Source organism: Sphingobium sp. HWE2-09, from assembly GCF_035989265.1.
Lineage (GTDB): Bacteria > Pseudomonadota > Alphaproteobacteria > Sphingomonadales > Sphingomonadaceae > Sphingobium.
This window is the reverse complement of sequence record NZ_JAYKZX010000003.1, coordinates 1,462,904-1,482,324: the sequence shown is the minus strand read 5'-3', so window position 1 is coordinate 1,482,324 and position 19,421 is coordinate 1,462,904. Positions and strand designations below refer to the sequence as shown.

General features: G+C 64.2%; 15 protein-coding genes. 4 read left to right on the top strand and 11 right to left on the bottom strand.

Annotated features, from left to right (window positions below):
- Window positions 1–41: 41 nt before the first annotated feature.
- A complete protein-coding gene (locus tag U5A89_RS12585; protein ID WP_338163043.1) occupies window positions 42–1,268 on the top strand; it encodes an SGNH/GDSL hydrolase family protein in 1,227 nt (408 codons plus the stop codon).
- Here U5A89_RS12585 and U5A89_RS12580 read toward each other — a convergent pair.
- The gene (locus tag U5A89_RS12580) at window positions 1,252–1,743 is read right to left on the bottom strand and encodes an Lrp/AsnC family transcriptional regulator (RefSeq protein ID WP_338161436.1); all 492 of its coding nucleotides are present in this window, start codon (window positions 1,741–1,743) and stop codon (window positions 1,252–1,254) included. The two genes, U5A89_RS12585 and U5A89_RS12580, sit on opposite strands and share 17 nt — an antisense overlap.
- A 98-nt stretch (window positions 1,744–1,841) precedes the next feature.
- Here U5A89_RS12580 and putA point away from each other — a divergent pair, with 98 nt between their 5' ends.
- Entirely contained in the window at window positions 1,842–5,441 is a 3,600-nt protein-coding gene (gene putA / locus U5A89_RS12575) for a trifunctional transcriptional regulator/proline dehydrogenase/L-glutamate gamma-semialdehyde dehydrogenase (protein WP_445190655.1), read from the top strand.
- Window positions 5,442–5,447: 6 nt separating this feature from the next.
- Here the strand turns inward: putA and U5A89_RS12570 are convergent, their stop codons facing one another.
- The 3 genes from U5A89_RS12570 to U5A89_RS12560 all read right to left on the bottom strand — a co-directional run bounded on the left by U5A89_RS12570 (window position 5,448) and on the right by U5A89_RS12560 (window position 8,998).
- Entirely contained in the window at window positions 5,448–5,807 is a 360-nt protein-coding gene (locus U5A89_RS12570) for a YciI family protein (RefSeq protein ID WP_338161435.1), read from the bottom strand.
- A gap of 131 nt (window positions 5,808–5,938) precedes the next feature.
- Complete coding sequence (locus U5A89_RS12565; RefSeq protein ID WP_338161434.1) at window positions 5,939–7,570, bottom strand: Na+/H+ antiporter; 1,632 nt, start codon at window positions 7,568–7,570, stop codon at window positions 5,939–5,941.
- Between the two features lie 123 nt (window positions 7,571–7,693).
- A complete protein-coding gene (locus U5A89_RS12560; protein WP_338161433.1) occupies window positions 7,694–8,998 on the bottom strand; it encodes a dicarboxylate/amino acid:cation symporter in 1,305 nt (434 codons plus the stop codon).
- 190 nt (window positions 8,999–9,188) lie between these two features.
- Between U5A89_RS12560 and U5A89_RS12555 the strand changes: the two genes are divergently transcribed.
- The gene (locus tag U5A89_RS12555) at window positions 9,189–10,556 is read left to right on the top strand and encodes a M20/M25/M40 family metallo-hydrolase (RefSeq protein WP_338161432.1); all 1,368 of its coding nucleotides are present in this window, start codon (window positions 9,189–9,191) and stop codon (window positions 10,554–10,556) included.
- Window positions 10,557–10,638: 82 nt separating this feature from the next.
- Here U5A89_RS12555 and leuA read toward each other — a convergent pair whose 3' ends face one another.
- The 7 genes from leuA to miaA form a co-directional block, all read right to left on the bottom strand.
- Complete coding sequence (gene leuA / locus U5A89_RS12550; protein WP_338161431.1) at window positions 10,639–12,312, bottom strand: 2-isopropylmalate synthase; 1,674 nt, start codon at window positions 12,310–12,312, stop codon at window positions 10,639–10,641.
- A gap of 244 nt (window positions 12,313–12,556) precedes the next feature.
- Window positions 12,557–13,180, bottom strand: coding sequence for a YceI family protein (locus U5A89_RS12545; protein ID WP_338161430.1), 624 nt, complete (start codon window positions 13,178–13,180; stop codon window positions 12,557–12,559).
- 230 nt (window positions 13,181–13,410) lie between these two features.
- Entirely contained in the window at window positions 13,411–14,430 is a 1,020-nt protein-coding gene (gene ilvC, locus U5A89_RS12540) for a ketol-acid reductoisomerase (protein WP_338161429.1), read from the bottom strand.
- A 189-nt stretch (window positions 14,431–14,619) separates the two neighbouring features.
- On the bottom strand, window positions 14,620–15,135 hold the full coding sequence (gene ilvN, locus U5A89_RS12535; RefSeq protein WP_056682062.1) for an acetolactate synthase small subunit: 516 nt from the start codon (window positions 15,133–15,135) through the stop codon (window positions 14,620–14,622).
- Complete coding sequence (locus U5A89_RS12530; protein ID WP_338161428.1) at window positions 15,135–15,494, bottom strand: hypothetical protein; 360 nt, start codon at window positions 15,492–15,494, stop codon at window positions 15,135–15,137. The genes ilvN and U5A89_RS12530 overlap by 1 nt, the downstream gene beginning before the upstream one ends.
- Before the next feature lie 10 nt (window positions 15,495–15,504).
- Window positions 15,505–17,256 carry an acetolactate synthase 3 large subunit gene (locus U5A89_RS12525; protein ID WP_338161427.1) on the bottom strand — a complete coding sequence of 584 codons (1,752 nt, stop codon included), beginning with the start codon at window positions 17,254–17,256 and terminating at the stop codon, window positions 15,505–15,507.
- A 105-nt stretch (window positions 17,257–17,361) separates the two neighbouring features.
- Window positions 17,362–18,306 carry a tRNA (adenosine(37)-N6)-dimethylallyltransferase MiaA gene (gene miaA / locus U5A89_RS12520; RefSeq protein ID WP_338161426.1) on the bottom strand — a complete coding sequence of 315 codons (945 nt, stop codon included), beginning with the start codon at window positions 18,304–18,306 and terminating at the stop codon, window positions 17,362–17,364.
- On the opposite strand from miaA, the gene serB reads away from it, so the two are divergent.
- Window positions 18,305–19,180, top strand: coding sequence for a phosphoserine phosphatase SerB (serB, locus tag U5A89_RS12515; RefSeq protein ID WP_338161425.1), 876 nt, complete (start codon window positions 18,305–18,307; stop codon window positions 19,178–19,180). The two genes, miaA and serB, sit on opposite strands and share 2 nt — an antisense overlap.
- Window positions 19,181–19,421 lie beyond the last annotated feature (241 nt).

Here is a 19,421-nt window from a genome sequence, read left to right as displayed (position 1 = left end):
GGTGTGAACTTTGCCGCCGTAACCTTGATGAAAGCATGACGATGCGTCTCTCTCTTCTCTTCGGCCTGCCACTCGCCCTGATCGCCACGCCGATGCACGCAAAGACCTGCGCGCCCAACTGGGTCGCAGGCTGGGCATCGTCGCAGTTCCTGCCCACCGGCGACCAAGTGCTGCCAGCGGGCACGCTGGCCGATCAGACGCTGCGTCAGATCGTCCGTCCTTCCATTGCGGGCGATCGGTTGCGCGTGCGCCTGTCCAATCTGGCGGGCACCAAACCGCTCCGCCTCGCCGGGGTCAGCATCGCCCGCGCGGCCGCCTCTGACCGGCCGACCATCGACGCCGCCTCGCTCGTTTCGCTCAGTTTCGATGGAAAGTCCGACATCGTCATTCCCGCGGGCGCGGACTATCTGTCCGACCCGGTGCCGTTTCCGGTCAAGGCGCTCGACACGGTCGCCGTCTCGATCCGCTATGATGGCGAACCCGAACAGACGTCCCACCCCGGATCGCGCGCCACATCCTGGCACTTGCCCGGCGATCATCTGCGCGACGATGCCATGACCGGCGCGGCCAATTTCGATCATTGGTTCAACCTCGCCGCGCTGGAGGTCGAACGCTGCGCGCCCGCAAAGCTGATCGTCGCGCTCGGCGATTCCATCACCGACGGCAAAGGCTCCACCACCAACGGCAACGACCGCTGGACCGATCGGCTGGCGCAGCGGCTTCAGGCGGACCCGAAGCATCGCGACATTGCGATCATCAATCAGGGCATCGGCGGCAACCGCCTACTGAACGACGGCCTTGGTCCCAACGCCCTGGCGCGGCTGGATCGCGATGTGCTTGCCCAACCCGGCGTCACCCATCTCGTCCTGCTCGAAGGGATCAACGATCTCGGCACCCTGACGCTGAACGCCCCGGTCAGCGACGAAGCGCACGACACCCATGTCGCCCGCATCATCGGCGCCTATCGCCAGATCATCGCCCGCGCCCATGGCAAGGGGATCAAGGTAATCGGCGCGACCATCATGCCCTTTATTGGCAACGGCTATTATCATGCCGATGCCCGCAATGAAGCGGATCGGCAGGCGGTCAATGCCTGGATCAGGACGGCGGGGCATTTCGACGCGGTGATCGACTTTGACCGCATAACCCGCGACCCGCCCCATCCCGAACGGCTGCTACCCGCCTATGACAGCGGCGACGCTCTCCATCCCTCACCTAAAGGCTATAAAGCGATGGGAGACGCGATTCCGCTTACCCTTTTCGACTGATCCGCTTGTGTCCCGCCTCCAGCACCGTCTCCATCGCTACGAAGGTGGACGTACTCGCCACATGGGGCAGGGCGCTGATCTTCTCCCCCAATACCATGCGATAGCGGCGGATATCCGCCGTCCGCACCTTGAGCAGATAGTCGAAATTGCTTGCCAGCATATGACATTCCTCGACCTCCGGAATCCGCCGGACCGCCGCGTTAAACTCCCCCAGCGCCGCTTCCCGCGTGTCGCTCAACTTGACTTCGGTAAAGGCGATATGGTCCATCCCCAGCTTCGCCGGATCAACCATGGCCCTAAAGCCGCGAATGACGCCCGTTTCCTGCAATCGCTTGAGCCGCACCTGGCACGGCGTCTTGGACAGGCCGACCTGTACGGCCAGATCGGTCACGGTCATCCGTCCGTCTTCGACCAAAGCGGCTATGATCCGCCGGTCGAACTCGTCCAACTCCACTGCAATATGCTTATTATCCATCCGATCTGCCTACCACTAGCCACATAATAAGTCGTTTCACCAATATAGGAGCCATTCATAAGGCGGAACGAAATTCTGATGTGGATTATTGTTCCGGGATGACCGATCAGCCCTTCGCCAACTTCGCCCCCGCCATCCGCCAGCCCACCCCGCTGCGGCAGGCGATCACCGCCGCCTATCGCCGTGATGAGGGCGAGGCGCTCGCCCCGCTGATCGCCGCCGCGACCCTGCCGGACGAAATGAAGGCCGCCATCGCCGACACCGCCCGCACCCTCGTCACCACGCTGCGCGCCAATCACAAAGGGACCGGCGTCGAAGGACTGGTGCAGGAATATGCGCTCTCCAGCCAGGAGGGCGTGGCGCTGATGTGCCTAGCCGAAGCCTTGCTGCGTATACCCGACGCCGCGACGCGCGACGCGCTGATCCGCGACAAGATCGCCGATGGCGACTGGGGCGCGCATCTGGGCGGCGACAAGTCGCTGTTCGTCAACGCCGCCACCTGGGGTCTGGTCGTGACCGGTAAGCTGGTCGGCAGCGTCGATGACCGTGGCCTGGGCGCGGCGCTCGCCCGCCTGGTGGCCCGTGCGGGCGAGCCGGTCATCCGCCGCGGCGTGGACCTCGCCATGCGGATGATGGGCGAACAGTTCGTCACCGGCGAAACGATCAAGGAAGCGCTGAAACGCGCCAGGGCGCTGGAAGCGAAGGGCTTCGCCTACAGCTACGACATGCTGGGCGAAGCCGCGACCACCGCCGCCGACGCTGCGCGCTATTATGCCGATTACGAACAGGCGATCCATGCCATCGGCAGGGCGTCGGCGGGGCGCGGCATCTACGCTGGCCCCGGCATCTCGATCAAGCTGTCGGCGCTCCACCCGCGCTATGCCCGCGCCCAGGCCGACCGGGTCATGGGCGAACTGCTGCCCGCCGTGAAGCAACTGGCGTTGCTGTCCAAAAGCTACGACATCGGTCTCAACATCGATGCGGAGGAAGCCGACCGGCTCGAACTGTCGCTCGACCTGCTGGAAAGCCTGGCGACGGACCCGGAACTCGCCGGTTGGAACGGCCTTGGCTTCGTCGTGCAGGGCTATGGCAAGCGCTGTCCCTTCGTCATCGACTGGATCGTCGATCTCGCCCGACGTGCCGACCGCCGCATCATGGTGCGGCTGGTCAAGGGCGCCTATTGGGATGCCGAGATCAAGCGCGCGCAGGTGGACGGACTGGCCGACTTCCCGGTCTACACCCGCAAGGTCCATACCGACGTCGCCTATATCGCCTGCGCCCGCAAACTGCTCGATGCGCCGGACGCCGTCTTCCCGCAATTCGCGACCCATAATGCCCAGACGCTGGCGACCATCTACCAGCTTGCCGGGCCGGACTTCGCCATCGGCCGCTACGAGTTCCAATGCCTCCACGGCATGGGCGAACCGCTCTACGAACAGGTTGTCGGCGCGGACAAGCTGAACCGTCCGTGCCGCATCTACGCCCCGGTCGGCACGCATGAGACGCTGCTGGCCTATTTGGTCCGTCGCCTGCTGGAAAATGGCGCGAACAGCAGCTTCGTCAACCGCATCGCCGACGCCAATGTCTCGGTCGAGGATATGATCGCCGATCCGGTCGATGTCGTGCGCGCCATGGCGCATCCCGGCCATCGCCATGATCAGATCGCGCTGCCTGCCGATCTCTATCCCGACCGTCGCAATTCGGCTGGCCTGGACCTCAGCGATGAAGCGACGCTCGCCAGCCTGAGCGACGCGTTGCGCCACAGCGCCACGCTAAGCTGGGTCGCCGCGCCAGAAGGTGCGACAGGCCCATCGCGCACCGTCTTCAACCCCGCCGATCATCGCGATGTGGTGGGCCGCGTGACCGAAGCCTCCGTTGAAGAAGCGCGCGCCGCCGCCATCAGCGCCGCTGCGTCACGCTGGCCCAACATACCGGTCGCGGACCGCGCCGCCATGCTGGACCGCGCGGCGGATGCCATGCAGGCGCGGATGCCGACCCTGCTTGGCCTCATCATGCGCGAAGCGGGCAAGTCGCTGCCCAACGCCATCGCCGAAGTGCGCGAGGCGATCGATTTCCTGCGCTATTACGCCACCCAGGCGCGCAGCACTTTCGACCCGGCGCAGACGGCGCTCGGTCCCGTCACCTGCATCAGTCCCTGGAATTTTCCGCTCGCCATCTTCACCGGGCAAGTCGCCGCCGCGCTGGTGGCGGGCAACCCGGTCCTTGCCAAACCGGCCGAGGAAACCCCGCTGATCGCCGCCGAAGCGGTCCGCCTGCTGCACCAAGCGGGCGTGCCCACCGACGCGCTACACCTGCTGCCCGGCGATGGACGCATCGGCGCGGCGCTGGTCGCCTCGCCGCAAACCGCCGCGGTGATGTTTACCGGATCGACGGAGGTGGCACGCCTGATCCAGCGCCAGCTTTCCACCCGCCTCTCGCCGGACGGCCGCCCCATTCCTTTGATTGCCGAAACCGGCGGCCAGAACGCCATGATCGTGGACAGCAGTGCCCTCGCCGAACAGGTCGTCGCCGATGTCATCGCCTCCGCCTTCGACAGCGCTGGCCAGCGCTGTTCGGCACTGCGCATCCTGTGCCTGCAAGAGGATGTCGCCGACCGGACGCTCACGATGTTGAAAGGCGCGCTGGCGGAGTTGCGGATCGGTCGCCCCGACGCGCTGAATATCGATATCGGCCCGGTCATCACCGCCGAAGCCAGGGACGGCATCACCCGGCATATCGACACGATGAAAGCGGCCGGGCGGAAAGTCGACCAAAGCCCGCTGCCGCCCGAAACGGCCCATGGCACCTTCGTTCCGCCCACCATCATCGAGATCGAATCCATCGCCGACCTCGACCGCGAAATCTTCGGCCCGGTTCTCCACGTCCTGCGCTTCCGTCGCGACCGGCTGGACGCGCTGGTCGATCAGATCAATGCCACCGGCTACGGCCTGACCTTCGGCCTGCATACCCGCCTGGACGAAACCGTCGCCCGCGTGACCGCCCGCGTGAAGGTCGGCAACATCTATGTGAACCGCAACGTCATCGGCGCCATCGTGGGGGTGCAGCCCTTTGGCGGTTGCGGCCTGTCGGGCACCGGTCCCAAGGCGGGCGGACCGCTCTATCTGGGCCGACTGGTCGCCACGCCACCGGTCTTCGCCGCGCGGGTCAGTCATTTGCGCTCCCCGATCCATGCCTTCGCCGACTGGCTCGACGGGCAGGGGGAAGGGGAGGCCGCGGCCCAGGCCCGCCGCACCGGCGACGCGTCGGCGCTGGGCGTTCAGCTAACGCTGCCCGGGCCGGTGGGCGAGCGGAACCTCTACGCCTTGCATCCTCGCGGCCGCATCCTGCTGCGCCCCGCCACGCGGCAGGGACTGTTCCGCCAGATGGCCGCCATCGTCGCGACCGGCAATATCGGCGTAGTGCAGGGGATGACGATCCCACCCGGTCTGCCCGCCGACGTCGCCGCCTGCTTCAGCACTGACGCCACCGGGCATTATGCCGCCGCGCTGGTGGAGGGCGACGCCGCCAAGGTCGCCGCCACGGTCCAGTGCGTCGCCGATCTGCCCGGCCCGATCGTGTCGGTCCATGCCGATAATCACGGCCATGGCTATTGCCTGGACTGGCTGCTGGAGGAGCAGTCGACTTCCATCAACACCACGGCGGCGGGCGGCAATGCCAGCCTGATGATGATCGGCTAATCCTGTCTATCCCAACGCATGCAGGGGCCGAATTTCGATCACGCTTGGCCCCGGCATGGGATTGGGGCATCGCTTCACCCAGGCGATCGCCTCATCCATGTCCTTGACCTCCCACAGCCAAAATCCCGCGACCAGTTCGCGCGGGTTTGCAAAAGGGCCGTCGATCACGGTGCGATCGGCGCCATCGAAAGCCACTCGCTTGCCCTGCGATGATTCCGTCAGCCCCTCCGCCATCACCAAAATGCCCGCCTCGCGCAGCGCATCGTTGAACCGGCCCATCGCCGCCATCATCGCATCCGTTTCGGGCGATGGATGATAACCCGCTTCGCTGTCTTCGGTCGCCTTCACCAATATCATCACGCGCATGGCCGTCTCCTTCGTTCGGCGCTGGACCGACGATCGGAATGTTCGGAAAAAGGCGGACGGGCGCAAATCATTTGTCGAAACGCCATCCCGAACGACGATGTCCGCTGCATGTCGAGCGCACCCAACAGACGCTATCGATAGCGCGCCTCGGCCAGGTCCAGTTCGCGCACCAGCTTCTGCGTGATCTCGCTGCCGATCACGCGCTTTCGCGCCATGGCGAAAATGGCGTCGCGTTCGGCCCTGAACCCGGCCAGACGCAGGTCGCGATCGACGCGGGCCAGTTGCTTGACCTCTTCCTGGTCGGCGCTCTGCTGGATGCGGCTGTCGATCCGCTCGCGATACAGGTCCATGATGCGCGATCCGGCCGCTGCATAGACGTCCGCGTCGGCGCTGCCTTCGGCCAGCCGATGCTGCGCTTGTTCGATCGCCTGGATCGCCGCCTGCGCAGACGCGATGCGCGCCGCATTCTCCTGCGCCAATCGCGACGGCTCGGCCGGCATCTCCAGCCCGCGCAGCAGCAGCGGCAGGCACAGGCTCGCCAGGATCAGCGACAGGATGATGATCCCCGCCGCCAGACAGATCGCCAGATCGCGCGCCGGAAAATCGCTGCCGTCGACCAAGGTCAACGGAATGGTGAGAACACCCGCCAGGGTGATCGCCCCGCGCACCCCCGCGACGGACATCGCCGCGACCAGCCGCCAGTTGGGCCGTCGATAGGCGATCTCCTCACGCGCGCGGAACAGCGTCAGGCGGAACGACACCCACACCCAGGCAAAGCGCAGCGCGACCAGCGCCAGCATGATCGCCAGCACATAGATGGCCAGCCACCAGGGATTGCTATGGTTGGTCATGTGCACGGTCTGCTTGGCGGCGACCAGGATGCTGGGTAATTGTTCGCCCAGCAGCACGAAGATGATGCCGTTCAGCGCAAACTGGATCGTGTCCCACACCGAATTGCGCCGCATCCGCGTGGCAGGCAGCGCCTGGCGGGATATTTCGGCAAAGGTCATCGTCACGCCCGCCGCAACGGCCGCCAAAATGCCCGAACAATGTAGATGTTCGGCGATGATATAGGCGGCAAAGGGAATGAGCAGGCTGATCAGCACCTGCGACCCGATATCCTCGCCGAACCGATCGGAGATCCACGCCTTCGTCCGGGTCACGAACAACGTCACGGCCACACCGACCAGCAATCCGCCGACCGCCAGCCATAGGAAGGTCAAGCTGGCCTGCCCGATGGAGAAGCTGCCCGTCAGCGCCGCCGCGATCGCAAAGCGCAGGCACACCAGGCCTGACGCGTCGTTCAGCAGCGATTCGCCCTCCAATATATGCATCATCCGCTTGGGAATGGGCACGCGCGCGGCGATGGCGGACACCGCGATCGGATCGGTCGGGGAGACGACCGCGGCCAGCGCGAAGGCGACTGCCAGCGGCATGGCGGGGATCAGCCAATGGATGAAGAAACCGACCCCGACGACGGTCAGCAGCACCAGCCCCAACGCCAGTTCGAAGACGGTCGACACGTCCTTGAGCAACTCATCCTTCGGGATGCGCCAGCCATCCAGGAACAGCAGCGGTGGCAGGAACAACAGCAGGAACAGTTCGGGGTCCAGTTCCACCCGGATATCCGCCGCCAGCCCGATCAGCGCGCCAAAGGCAATCTGCACCAATGGCGTGGGCAGGTTGACCGGCAGGATACGAGATATGGCGCCACTGACGACGACGGCGACCAACAGGATTAAAACGACCGAGACAGTATCCAACAATTCACTCCGCTAAGTTCCGATGCTAACCCTGCCTATAGACATAGGGTGACGAAACCAAGGCGCGCCCGTCCAGAAATCGGCCGTTTTTGCGATCCTCGCGTTGATCCAGCCGAAACGTCATCACTCAGCAGCGACGATATCCCCCGCGCCATAATAGGCCGCCTCGTCCAATATCCCCTCCCGCTTGGCGACAATCACGCCGACCAGCACTTGGCCCGCAACGTTTACGGCGGTGCGGCCCATGTCCAGTATCGGGTCGATCGCCAGCAACAATCCCACGCCTTCCAACGGCAGGCCAAGCGTGGACAGCGTCAGCGTCAACATCACGATCGCGCCGGTCAACCCCGCCGTCGCGGCTGATCCGATGACCGAAACGAAGACGATCAGCACATAATCCACGAAATGTAGCGGGATGCCGTAGAAGCCCGCCACGAAGATCGCCGCCAGCGCAGGATAGATGGACGCGCAGCCATCCATCTTGGTGGTCGACGCCAGCGGAATGGCGAAGGCGGCATAGCCTTTCTCCACACCCAGCCGCTCGGTCACCGCTTCGGTGACGGGCAGGGTGCCGACCGAGGAGCGCGACACGAAACCCAGCTGAATCGCGGGCCAGGCCTTGGCGAAGAAGGGACCGGGCTTCAGGCCGTTGACCGCCAGCAGCGTGGGATAAACGACCAGCAGCACCAGCGCGAGGCCCAGATAGATGGCGGCGGTGAAACTGCCCAGTTGCGCCAATGCGCTCCAGCCATAGGTGGCGATGGCGGTGCCGATCAGCGCCGCCGACCCGATCGGCGTCAGGCGAATGACCCAGCCGAGGATCGCACGCACGACGGATAGCAGCGAGCGGACGAAGGACAGGAATGCGTCCGCCTTGTCCCCGACCTTCAAGGTCGCAAGGCCGACCGCGATCGAGATGACCAGCAATTGCAGGATGTTGAAGCTGATGCCGGTGGTCGCCGACCCGTCGCTGATCTTGGTGCTGCCGGACAGCGCCAAGCTGTTGGCGGGCACCAGCCCCTTAAGGAAATCGAGCCAGCCGCCCACTGATTCGGGCTGCTTCGCGGCCAGCGCCGCGCTGCTGAGGCCCACGCCCGGCTGCACGATCACGCCGATCGCAATGCCGATGGCGACTGCGATCAATGCGGTGATCGCAAACCACAGCAGCGTCTGCCCCGCCAGCCGCGCGGCATTGTCGAGCGCGCGCAGGTTCGCGATCGACGCGACGATCGCGGCGAAGACCAGGGGCGGCACAATCGCCTTCAACAGCGAGACGAAGATCGATCCCACCGTCTTGAGCGCGGTCGCCAACCAGTTGAGGTCGCCATCCGGACCTGCGCCGATCTGGCGCGCGACCAAGCCCAGCAACAGCCCCACGACCATGCCGGCCAATACCTGAAATCCGAAACTGCGATAATGGAGGGCCATGGGCTTCATTCCTGTGGGCTTGCCAGCGCCATATGGGAACGGACGTCCCGATTGCGCGCAAGCAATTCTTTAGGGGGATGCAACGCGGATAAGGTGGTCCTCTTTCCATCGCTATGCCCAATCAACGCATTGGCGGGCGTTATCCGCTATGCCACAGATGGGGTATCGGTCCATCGGGGAGTGTAAATAGATGATGATGCGGCACGCATATCTGGCGGCGGCTTTGCTGGCCCTGCCGCACGCCGCGATGGCGGCGGCCGATGCAGACGCGGCCAAGGCCATATTGATGCGCTCCGTCGCATTCCGCACGGTCGAAGGGGCAGGGCAGGTGCCCAAGCTGGCGGCTTATTATGCCGGGGTGCTTAAAAGCGCGGGCTTTGCCGATGCGGATATCGTCATCACCCCGATCGGTGAGACGGCGTCGCTGGCAGCGACGCTCAAAGGCAGCGACCCCAAACTCAAACCCTTGCTGATGATCGGCCATATGGACGTGGTGGCCGCGAATCGCGCCGACTGGACCCGCGATCCCTTCGTGCCGGTGGAGGAGGGTGGCTATATCTTCGGGCGCGGGGCGGAGGATAATAAATATGATGTGGCGATGATGGTCGCGACGATGGCCCAGTGGCGCAAGGAGGGCTGGACACCGCGCCGCACCGTCATCTTGGCTCTGTCGGGCGACGAAGAAACCGCGATGCTGACGACCAAGGCGCTGGCGGCTCGATATAAGGACGCCGAACTGGTGCTGAACGGCGATGGCGGCGGCGGGCTGCTCAATGACGAAGGCAAACCGGTCCTCTATCAATTGCAGGCGGGCGAGAAGACCTATGCCGATTTCGAGATCGGCTTTACCGACCCCGGCGGTCATTCCAGCGCGCCGACGCCGGGCAATCCGATCTACCGGCTGGCAAAAGCGATCGACCGGATCGCCGCCTATCAATTCCCGCCGATGCGCAATGCATTGACCAAGGCGTCGCTATCCCTGTCCGCCGACCGGATCGACGGCGAAGTGGGGCAGGCGATGCGCCGCTATGCGGAAACGGGAGACGTGGCGGCGGCGAACCTGCTATCGACACGGCCAGAATTTCTCGGGCAGGTCCGCACCACCTGCGTCGCAACCATGGCGCAGGCGGGCCATGCGTTGAACGCGTTGCCGCAAAGCGCGAAGGTGGATGTGAATTGCCGCATCTTCCCCGGCGTGGCGATCGACGATGTGAAAGCGGAACTGACCAGGGTGATCGCGGACCCGGACGCGACCGTGAAGACGCTAGGCGATCCGCTGGCCAGCGACGCCTCGCCCCTGCGCGCCGACGTCATGAAGGCCGTACGCGACGCGGTGACCGCGCGAGCGCCAGGCATCGCGGTGATGCCGGGCATGTCGGCGGGCGCCACCGACAGTCTCTATTTCCGGGCGCTGGGCGTGCCGAGCTATGGCGTGTCCAGCCTGTTCATGAAAGCGGATGATGGCTTCGCCCATGGGCTGAACGAGCGGGTGCCGGTGGCGGGCATCCCGGCATCGCTGGCGCAGTGGGATGCGGTGGTCAGGGCGTTGGCGAAGTAGTGGGCCGTTCCCCGGCGCAGGCCGGGGTCCAGTTCGGATCATGCAAAGCTGGACCCCGGCCTGCGCCGGGGAACAGATCCCGTTACCCCCGCGCCGCAATCCCATTTGCGGCCGACAGCACCGCCTGTACCGACGCTGTCGCCACATCCGCATCGGTGCCGACACCGAACACCGTCCGGCCATCAGGCGCGCGGCATTCCACATAAGCCGCGGCGTTCACGTCGCTGCCCGCGCCGATCGCATGTTCGCTATAATCGGCAATCTCCAGCTGCACGCCGAACTCGTCGCGCAGTGCGGCCAGTACCGATGATAACAGGCCGTTGCCGCGCCCGGAAATCGATCGTTCCACGCCTTCATGAACGATCTTGCCGGTGAAGATGCGATCCCCCGCCACGCCGCTCTCATGATAGTCGATCAGGCTATAGGCCTGCTCGCCGGTCAGGCGATAATGATCCTGGAACGCGCTCCAGATGTCGGCGGCGTTAAGTTCGCGGCTGCTTTCGTCGGCAAAGGCCTGCACGACCTTCGAAAATTCCGCCTGCATCCGCTTGGGCATCTTATAGCCCTTGTCCTGCTGCAACACCCAGGCGACGCCGCCCTTGCCCGATTGCGAATTGACGCGGATCACCGCTTCATAGTCGCGGCCCAGATCCTTGGGATCGATCGGCAGATAGGGCACGTCCCAGATCAAATCGTTGCGCGCTTCCTGTGCGGCAAAGCCCTTCTTGATCGCGTCCTGATGGCTGCCGGAGAAGGCGGTGAACACCAGTTCGCCAGCATAGGGATGGCGCGGATGCACGGGCAACTGGTTGCAATATTCTACCGTCTGGATGACTTCGTCGATGTCGCTGAAGTCCAGCAGCGGATTGATCCCCTGCGTGTACATGTTGAGCGCCACGGTCACCAGGTCGCAATTGCCGGTCCGCTCGCCATTGCCGAACAAACAGCCCTCGACGCGATCGGCGCCCGCCATCAGGCCCAGTTCGGCGGCGGCGACGCCGGTGCCCCGGTCATTATGCGGGTGCAGCGAGATGACGACGCTATCGCGCTTGGAAATGTTGCGGCACATCCATTCGATCTGGTCGGCATAGATGTTGGGCGTCGCGCATTCGACCGTCGCGGGCAGGTTCAGGATCAGCGGCTTTTCCGGCGTCGGCTGCAGGATATCCATCACCGCCTCGCAACATTCCAGGCTGAAATCCAGTTCGGCGGTGGAGAATGTCTCGGGCGAATATTCGAAATGCCAGTCGGTGTCCGGCTGCGCCGCTGCATTGTCGCGCAGCAGCTTGGCGGCGTTGACCGCGATCTCCTTGATCTCCGGTCGGCTCATCTGGAACACGATGTTGCGCCAGGCAGGCGACACCGCATTATAGACATGGACGATCGCCTTGGGCGCGCCGCGCAAGGATTCGAAAGTAGTCGCGATCAGGTCGGCACGCGCCTGCGTCAGTACCTGGACGATCACATCGTCGGGGATCGCGCCATCGCGGACCAGCCCGGAAATGAAGTCGAACTCGGTCGCACCTGCGGCGGGGAAGCCGATCTCGATCTCCTTGACGCCGACTTTCAAGAGCAGGTCGAAGAAGCGGCGCTTCTTTTCGGCATTCATCGGGTCGATCAGCGACTGGTTGCCGTCGCGCATGTCGGTCGACAGCCAGCGCGGCGGTGCGGTGATGACCTGGCTTGGCCATTGGCGGTTGGGCAGGTCGATCTGCGGGAAAGCGCGGTATTTCTGGGAAGGATCGGTCAGCATCATGGATCAGACTACTTCTTGGCGGTCGGGGCGTGCGAACGCGTCCCGATAGACGACTTGACTGTGATGAATGCCCTTAGGCGGATCGACGCTGCCCTTAGCCGGACGGCAGCACAAAAGCCACGCCTAAGGGCGTGTAAGTCGTAGCAGGGTAAGAAGCGTGACGCTCTGCATGATGAAAGGGGCTGTAACGCAAAACGGGGCCGACATGCAAGTCGGCCCCGTCGGTTTTGCAAACCGCTAAGACTTACTGCTTTTCGAAACCGGCGACGATCTTCAACTCGATCGCATCGCCGACGACGGGCACGCCATAGCCCATGCCGAAATCGCTGCGCTTGATCGTGCCGGTTGCAACGAAGCCGACATTTTCCTTCTTGCTCATCGGCTGCACGCCTGCGCCGAAAAATTCGGCGTCCAGCGTTACCGGCTTGGTCACGCCTTTGATGGTGAGGTTGCCGGTGATCTCAGCCGCCGTCGCACCCTCGGGCTTCACGCTGGTCGACACGAAGGTCGCGGTCGGGAATTTGGCCGAATCGAAGAAGTCGGCCTTCATCAGATGCTCGTCCAGCTTGGCGACGCCGGTGCGCAGGTTGGCGATGGTGAATTCGACCGCCACCTTCGACTTGGCCGGGCTGGCCTTGTCAAGCGTCAGCGTGCCGGTGGGTTCGGCGATCGTGCCCATATTGTTGGTGAAGCCCATATGGTTCCACGCGAACACGACCTGGGTATGGCCGCCATCGACCTTGTACGTGCCGCCGGTCACCTTGGCGACGTCCTTGGTGCCGGGGGCCGAGGTGGGCATCTGCGCAACGACGACGCTGCCACCGGCAATAGCGATCAGGGCGGCGGCGGGGATCAGGAATTTCTTCATAAGACAAACTCTCCGTAAAACGCTCAAGGGGCGCAGCTTGAATAAGCCACGCCCCGCGATTGCGCCAGAGCCCTATGCGGAAACGGATCGTTCCCGCTTACGCCGTCTGCTCCCCTCCCTTTCAAGGGAGGGGCGCCACGCAGTGGCGCTGCGACGGTGAGGTCGTCAGCTCGCTTTGCTCGCACCCACCCCAACCCCTCCCTTAAAAGGGAGGGGCTATTTTGTGGCCGTCAATTCTTCTCCTGATCCACCAGCTTGTTCGCGCCGATCCAGGGCATCATCGCGCGCAGCTTGGCGCCGGTTTCCTCGATCGGGTGGCGCTGGGCGGCAATGCGGCTGGCCTTCAGCTCCGGCTGACCGGCGCGGTTGTCGAGGACGAAGTCCTTGACGAAGCGGCCCGACTGGATGTCGGCCAGCACGCGCTTCATTTCCTTCTTGGTTTCTTCGGTGATGATGCGCGGGCCGGTCTTGATATCGCCATATTCGGCGGTGTTGCTGATGGAATAGCGCATGTTGGCGATGCCGCCTTCATACATCAGGTCGACGATCAGCTTGAGTTCGTGCAGACACTCGAAATAGGCCATTTCCGGCGCGTAACCGGCTTCGACCAGCGTTTCGAAACCGGCCTGGACCAGCGCGGTCGCGCCGCCGCAGAGGACAGCCTGCTCGCCGAACAGGTCGGTTTCGCATTCTTCGCGGAAATTGGTTTCGATGATGCCGCTGCGACCGCCGCCGACGCCGCTGGCATAGGACAGGGCGATGTCATGCGCATTGCCGGTCGCGTCCTGATGGATCGCGATCAGGCAGGGCACGCCGCCACCCTTCACATATTCGCCGCGCACGGTGTGGCCCGGCCCCTTAGGTGCGATCATGATGACGTCCACGTCCTTGCGGGTTTCGATCAGGCCGAAATGGACGTTCAGGCCGTGGGCGAAGGCCAGCGCCGCGCCGGGGCGCAGATTGGCATGGATGTCGTCGGCATAGATGGCGGCCTGATGCTCGTCGGGGGCCAGGATCATGAGCACGTCGGCCCAGGCGGCGGCTTCGGCATTCGGGAGAACCTTGAAGCCTGCGCCTTCCGCCTTCTTGGCGCTGGGCGAACCGGCGCGCAGCGCGATGGCGACTTCGGCGACGCCACTGTCGCGCAGATTCTGCGCATGGGCATGACCCTGCGAACCATATCCCAGGATGGCGACCTTCTTGCCCTTGATCAGGCCGATGTCCGCGTCGTGATCGTAATAAACCTTCATGATTGTCTCTTCCCTCGAACAGATTTCCTCGCCCCTTGGGGGAGAGGATATGAAATCTTGGTTCGGCGAAGCCGGACCTAGATGAAGTTGGAGAGGGGCAAGCGCCGTGGCCGCCCCCTCTCCAGCTGCGACTAGGCAGCAAGCTGCCAAGTCTCGCTTCCTCTCCCCAAAGGGGCGAGGATATTTCTGTTAATTCGCCTCTTTGCCCCGGATCAGCCCGACCACGCCGGTCCGCCCCACCTCGACCAGGCCGATCTGCCGCATCAGGCCGACGAAATTGTCGATCTTGTCGGTCGTGCCGGTGATCTCGAAGATGAAGCTTTCGATCGTCGTATCGACCACCTTGGCGCGAAATACGTCCGCCAGGCGGAGCGCCTCGATCCGGTCCTCGCCCACACCCGCGACCTTCACCAGCGCCAGTTCGCGCTCCACGAACGGGCCGGCCTCGGTCAGGTCGGTGACCTTGTGCACCGGCACCAGCCTGTCGAGCTGGGCGATGATCTGGTCGATCACTTTAGGCGGGCCGTTGGTGACGATGGTGATGCGGCTGACGCCATGATCCTGCGTGATGTCCGCCACGGTCAGGCTGTCGATATTATAGCCGCGCGCGGTGAACAGGCCCGCGATCCGCGCCAATATGCCCGCCTCGTTCGAAACGGTCAGCGACAACACGTGCCGCTGGCTGAGTTCTTCCTGAATATGCATCAGATGCTGGCCCCGTTATCCGTATCTGCGCGCCCGTCCGTGTCGTCGTGGCGCTGCGAAATCATCGCGATGAAACTATATTGCCAACTGCCGTCCTGCCGATGGGCGACGCGGACGGGCAGGCCCGTTACCGCATCGAACATCCGTGACAGATGTTCGCCCACATAGCGGGGACCGACCAGCAAGGTGCCGATATGCCGCTCGTGAAAATCGAACCCTTCATCCAGATGCACTTCCCATTCCTCATTGTCCGGGTCGGCATGATCGATGGTCCAGCCGGTGATATCGGCTGTCCCCGCGCTCCGTTCGAAATCCCATGGCTCCGTCACATGGATGCGGAGCTTTAGATGTTGGGTCACATCCTCACCATCACACCAGCGCCTTTGCCTCGTCGGACATCACGCCCGCAATCTGGTTGGGATCGAGCAGCATGTCCGTATGCGATGCGCCCGACGGGATCATCGGGAAGCAATTGGACAGCTTCGCCACCCGGCAATCCACGATCACCGGACCGTCGGTGTCCAGCATCCGGCGGATGCCCGCCTCCAACTCCTCCGGCTCTTCGATGCGGATGCCGGTCCAGCCATAGGCTTCGCCCAGCTTCACGAAATCGGGCAGGCTGTCCGAATAGCTGTTGGAATAACGGCTTTCATAGGTCAGTTCCTGCCACTGGCGGACCATGCCCATATATTCATTGTTCAGGATGAACAGCTTGACCGGCAGGCGATATTGGCTCGCGGTGCCCATTTCCTGGATATTCATCTGCACCGATGCATCACCCGCGATGCAGATGGTGACGCTGTCGGGATTGCCCATCTGCGCGCCGATGGCGGCCGGGAAGCCATAGCCCATCGTGCCGAGGCCACCCGACGTCAGCCATTTATTGGGCGCTTCGAACCCGAAATGCTGGGCCGCCCACATCTGGTGCTGGCCCACTTCGGTGGTGATGATCACGTCCTTGCCGGTCGCTTGGCACGCGGCATACAGGTCCGCGATCGCGCGCTGCGGCATGATCTCGACACCGTTTTCGGCATAGTCCAGGCTGCGCTTCGCGCGCCAGTCGGCGATTTGCGCCCACCATGGGGACAGGTCCGCCTTCTGGTGGCCGCGATGCTTCCACAGGGCGATCATGTCGTCCAGCGCGCTGGCGATATCGGCGACGATCGGCACATCGACATCGACGATCTTGTTGATCGAGCTGCGGTCGATATCGATGTGGATCTTGCGGCTGTTGGGCGCAAAAGCATCCAGTCGCCCGGTGACGCGATCGTCGAAACGCGCACCGATGCACAGGATCAGGTCCGCCTGGTTCATCGCCCAATTGGCTTCATAGGTGCCGTGCATGCCCAACATGCCCAGCCACTCGTCGCCCGACGCAGGGAAGGCGCCCAGACCCATGAGGGTCGAGGTGACGGGCGCGCCGGTCAGCGCAACCAGTTCGCGCAGCAGGGCGGACGCCTGCGGCCCCGAATTGATGACGCCGCCGCCAGTATAGAGGATCGGGCGCTCGGCTGCGGCCAGCATCTCGACCGCTGCGTCGATTCCGGCCGCGTCCGCCGTCGTCTGCGGACGATAGCTCGCGTGGACCTTCAATTCCGGCCTGGCATAGGGCGCGGTCGCGATCTGGACATTTTTGGGAATGTCGATGACGACCGGGCCGGGGCGGCCGGTGGTGGCGATATGAAAGGCTTCATGCACGACTTCGGCCAGCTTGCCAGGCGTCTTCACCAGATAATTATGCTTGGTGCAGTGGCGCGTGATGCCGATCGTGTCGGCTTCCTGGAACGCATCGGTGCCGATCAGCTGCGTCGGCACCTGCCCTGTGATGACGATCATGGGGATCGAATCCATCAGCGCATCGGTGATGCCGGTGACCGCATTGGTCGCGCCGGGACCGGACGTGACCAGCACGACGCCGGGCTTGCCGGTCGACCGGGCATAGCCCTCCGCCATGTGCGTCGCGCCCTGTTCGTGGCGGACCAGCACATGCTTGATCGTGGGATGATTGTAGAGCGCGTCATAAATCGGCAGCACCGCGCCGCCGGGATAGCCGAATACGACCTCGACACCGAGATCGATCAGGCATTCAACCAATATGTCCGCGCCGCTCTTTTCGGCCACGATAAAATCCTTCTGTTCAGGGTGCAGGGCGACGTCCTTTGCGACAGCACGCCTGCGATGGCAAGGTTGCTGCCTCTAGTGGACATAAAATGACCGGTCAACCCTCTATTGTTGTAATTTAATTACTAATTCATTGATTATTTTGGCATCAATCTCTCGTTCGTCACGCGGCCAACTGGGCGGCGGCTGGTTGGTGAACCAGGTATATTGCCGCTTGGCATATTGGCGGGTGGCCAGGCTGCCCGATGCGATACAACTGTCCAACTCGCTGTCTCCGCGCAGGAAAGCGGCAATGTCCGGCACGCCGATGGCGCGCATCACCGGCAGGTCGGGATGGAGGTTGCGGGCCAGCAACGCCGCCACTTCCGCCACCGCGCCCTGTGCGATCATCTGGGCAAAGCGCCGGTCGCACCGCGCGATCAGCCAGTCGCGCGGCGGACGCAGGATCATGGGCGCCAGCGTGATCCGGTCGGCGATGCCGCCCGCCTTATGCTGCTGCCAGTCCTTGAGCGGCCTGCCGGTCGATCGCACCACCTCCAGCGCGCGGGCAACGCGGGTCGTGTCGGCAGCCGCCAGGCGGGCGGCGGCTTCCGGGTCTTCGCGGGCCAGCGCTGCATGCGCGTCCGCCACCGGCAGCGCGCGCACGGCGGCGCGGATATCGGGGTCGATCTCAGGCACCGGCGCGATCCCGTCCAGCAGGGTGCGGATATACAGGCCAGTGCCGCCGACCAGCACCGGCAGCCTGCCCGCAGCATGGGCGGCGGCGATCTCCCCCTTCGCCTCGGCCGCCCAGCGCGGCGCGGTGCACGCTTCCGCTCCGTCGATATGGCCGAAGAGGCGATGGGGCACGTCGCCCATCTCCGCCGCGGATGGGCGCGCGGACAGGATCGCCAGGTCGGCATAGACCTGGCTGGCATCGGCATTGATGACGACGCCGCCGGTCGCCTTGGCTAGGGCAATGGCCAGCGCGCTCTTGCCGCTGGCGGTCGGCCCGGCAATAAGCGCGACGCGCGGGCGGGATTCGCCCATAATGGTTTCAGGAGTGTGCATGTTCGTCGCGACCTTAGTGGCAAGTGATCAACTCGGGCAGGGGGATATTGCGCAGGCCGTGGACCGCCTGCGCGATGCCGGGTGCCAGCCGGGCGACATCGCATGGCTGGACGAAGCCAAGGCCGCCGACATCGTCTTCGCCGCCGATCCGGTCGCGGCGCGCGCGGCGCTGGCAGGCGTGGGCGACAAGGTGGACGTCATCGTTCAACCGACCGCCAACCGCGAGAAAAAGCTGCTGATCGCCGACATGGATTCCACCATGATCACCGTCGAGTGCATCGACGAACTGGCCGACTATGCGGGCATCAAGCCGCAGATCGCCGAGATCACCGAACGGGCGATGCGCGGCGAGCTGGATTTCGAAGGCGCGCTGCATGGCCGCGTTGCGCTGCTCAAGGGCTTGCCCGACAGCGCCATCGATCAGTGCCGCGAGGAGCGCGTCGTGATCATGGGCGGCGCAAAGGCGCTCGTCCGCACGATGAAGGCGCGCGGCGCGAAGACGTTGCTGGTGTCGGGCGGCTTCACCCGCTTCACTGGCCCGGTGGCGCAAGAAATTGGTTTCGACGCGAATGTCGCCAACGTTCTGGAGATCGCCGATGGCGCGCTGCTGGGCACCGTCGCCACGCCGATCGTGGACGCCGCGCGCAAGCGGACCGAACTGGAAGCCGCGATCGCGGGCGGCATCGACCGGGCGCTGACGTTGGCGGTGGGCGACGGCGCCAACGACATTCCGATGATCCAGGGTGCAGGGCTGGGCGTCGCCTATCATGCCAAGCCCGTAACCCGCGCCGCCGCCGCCGCCGAAATCGTCCATGGCGACCTGTCGGTACTGCTCTACGCGCAGGGCATCCCGTCTGCCGAGTGGGTGCAATAAGCCGCGTGTTCCCGCGCAGGCGGGAACCCAGTCCCATGGCTCCCGCCGACGGGGAACACGCTGCTCTTGACGAGCGAAGCGCACGCCTTTTCAGGTGGACGCTACCAAGCCACGCTTCACCGTCATTTCGATCAAGTAATGGATTTTATCCCGCCCTCGCACGTTAGCGTCGAGCCGCATCGATTGCGGCGAGAGGTTGAACGGCGCCCACGGCTTTGCCATGCGGCGTACAGGGAGTGCA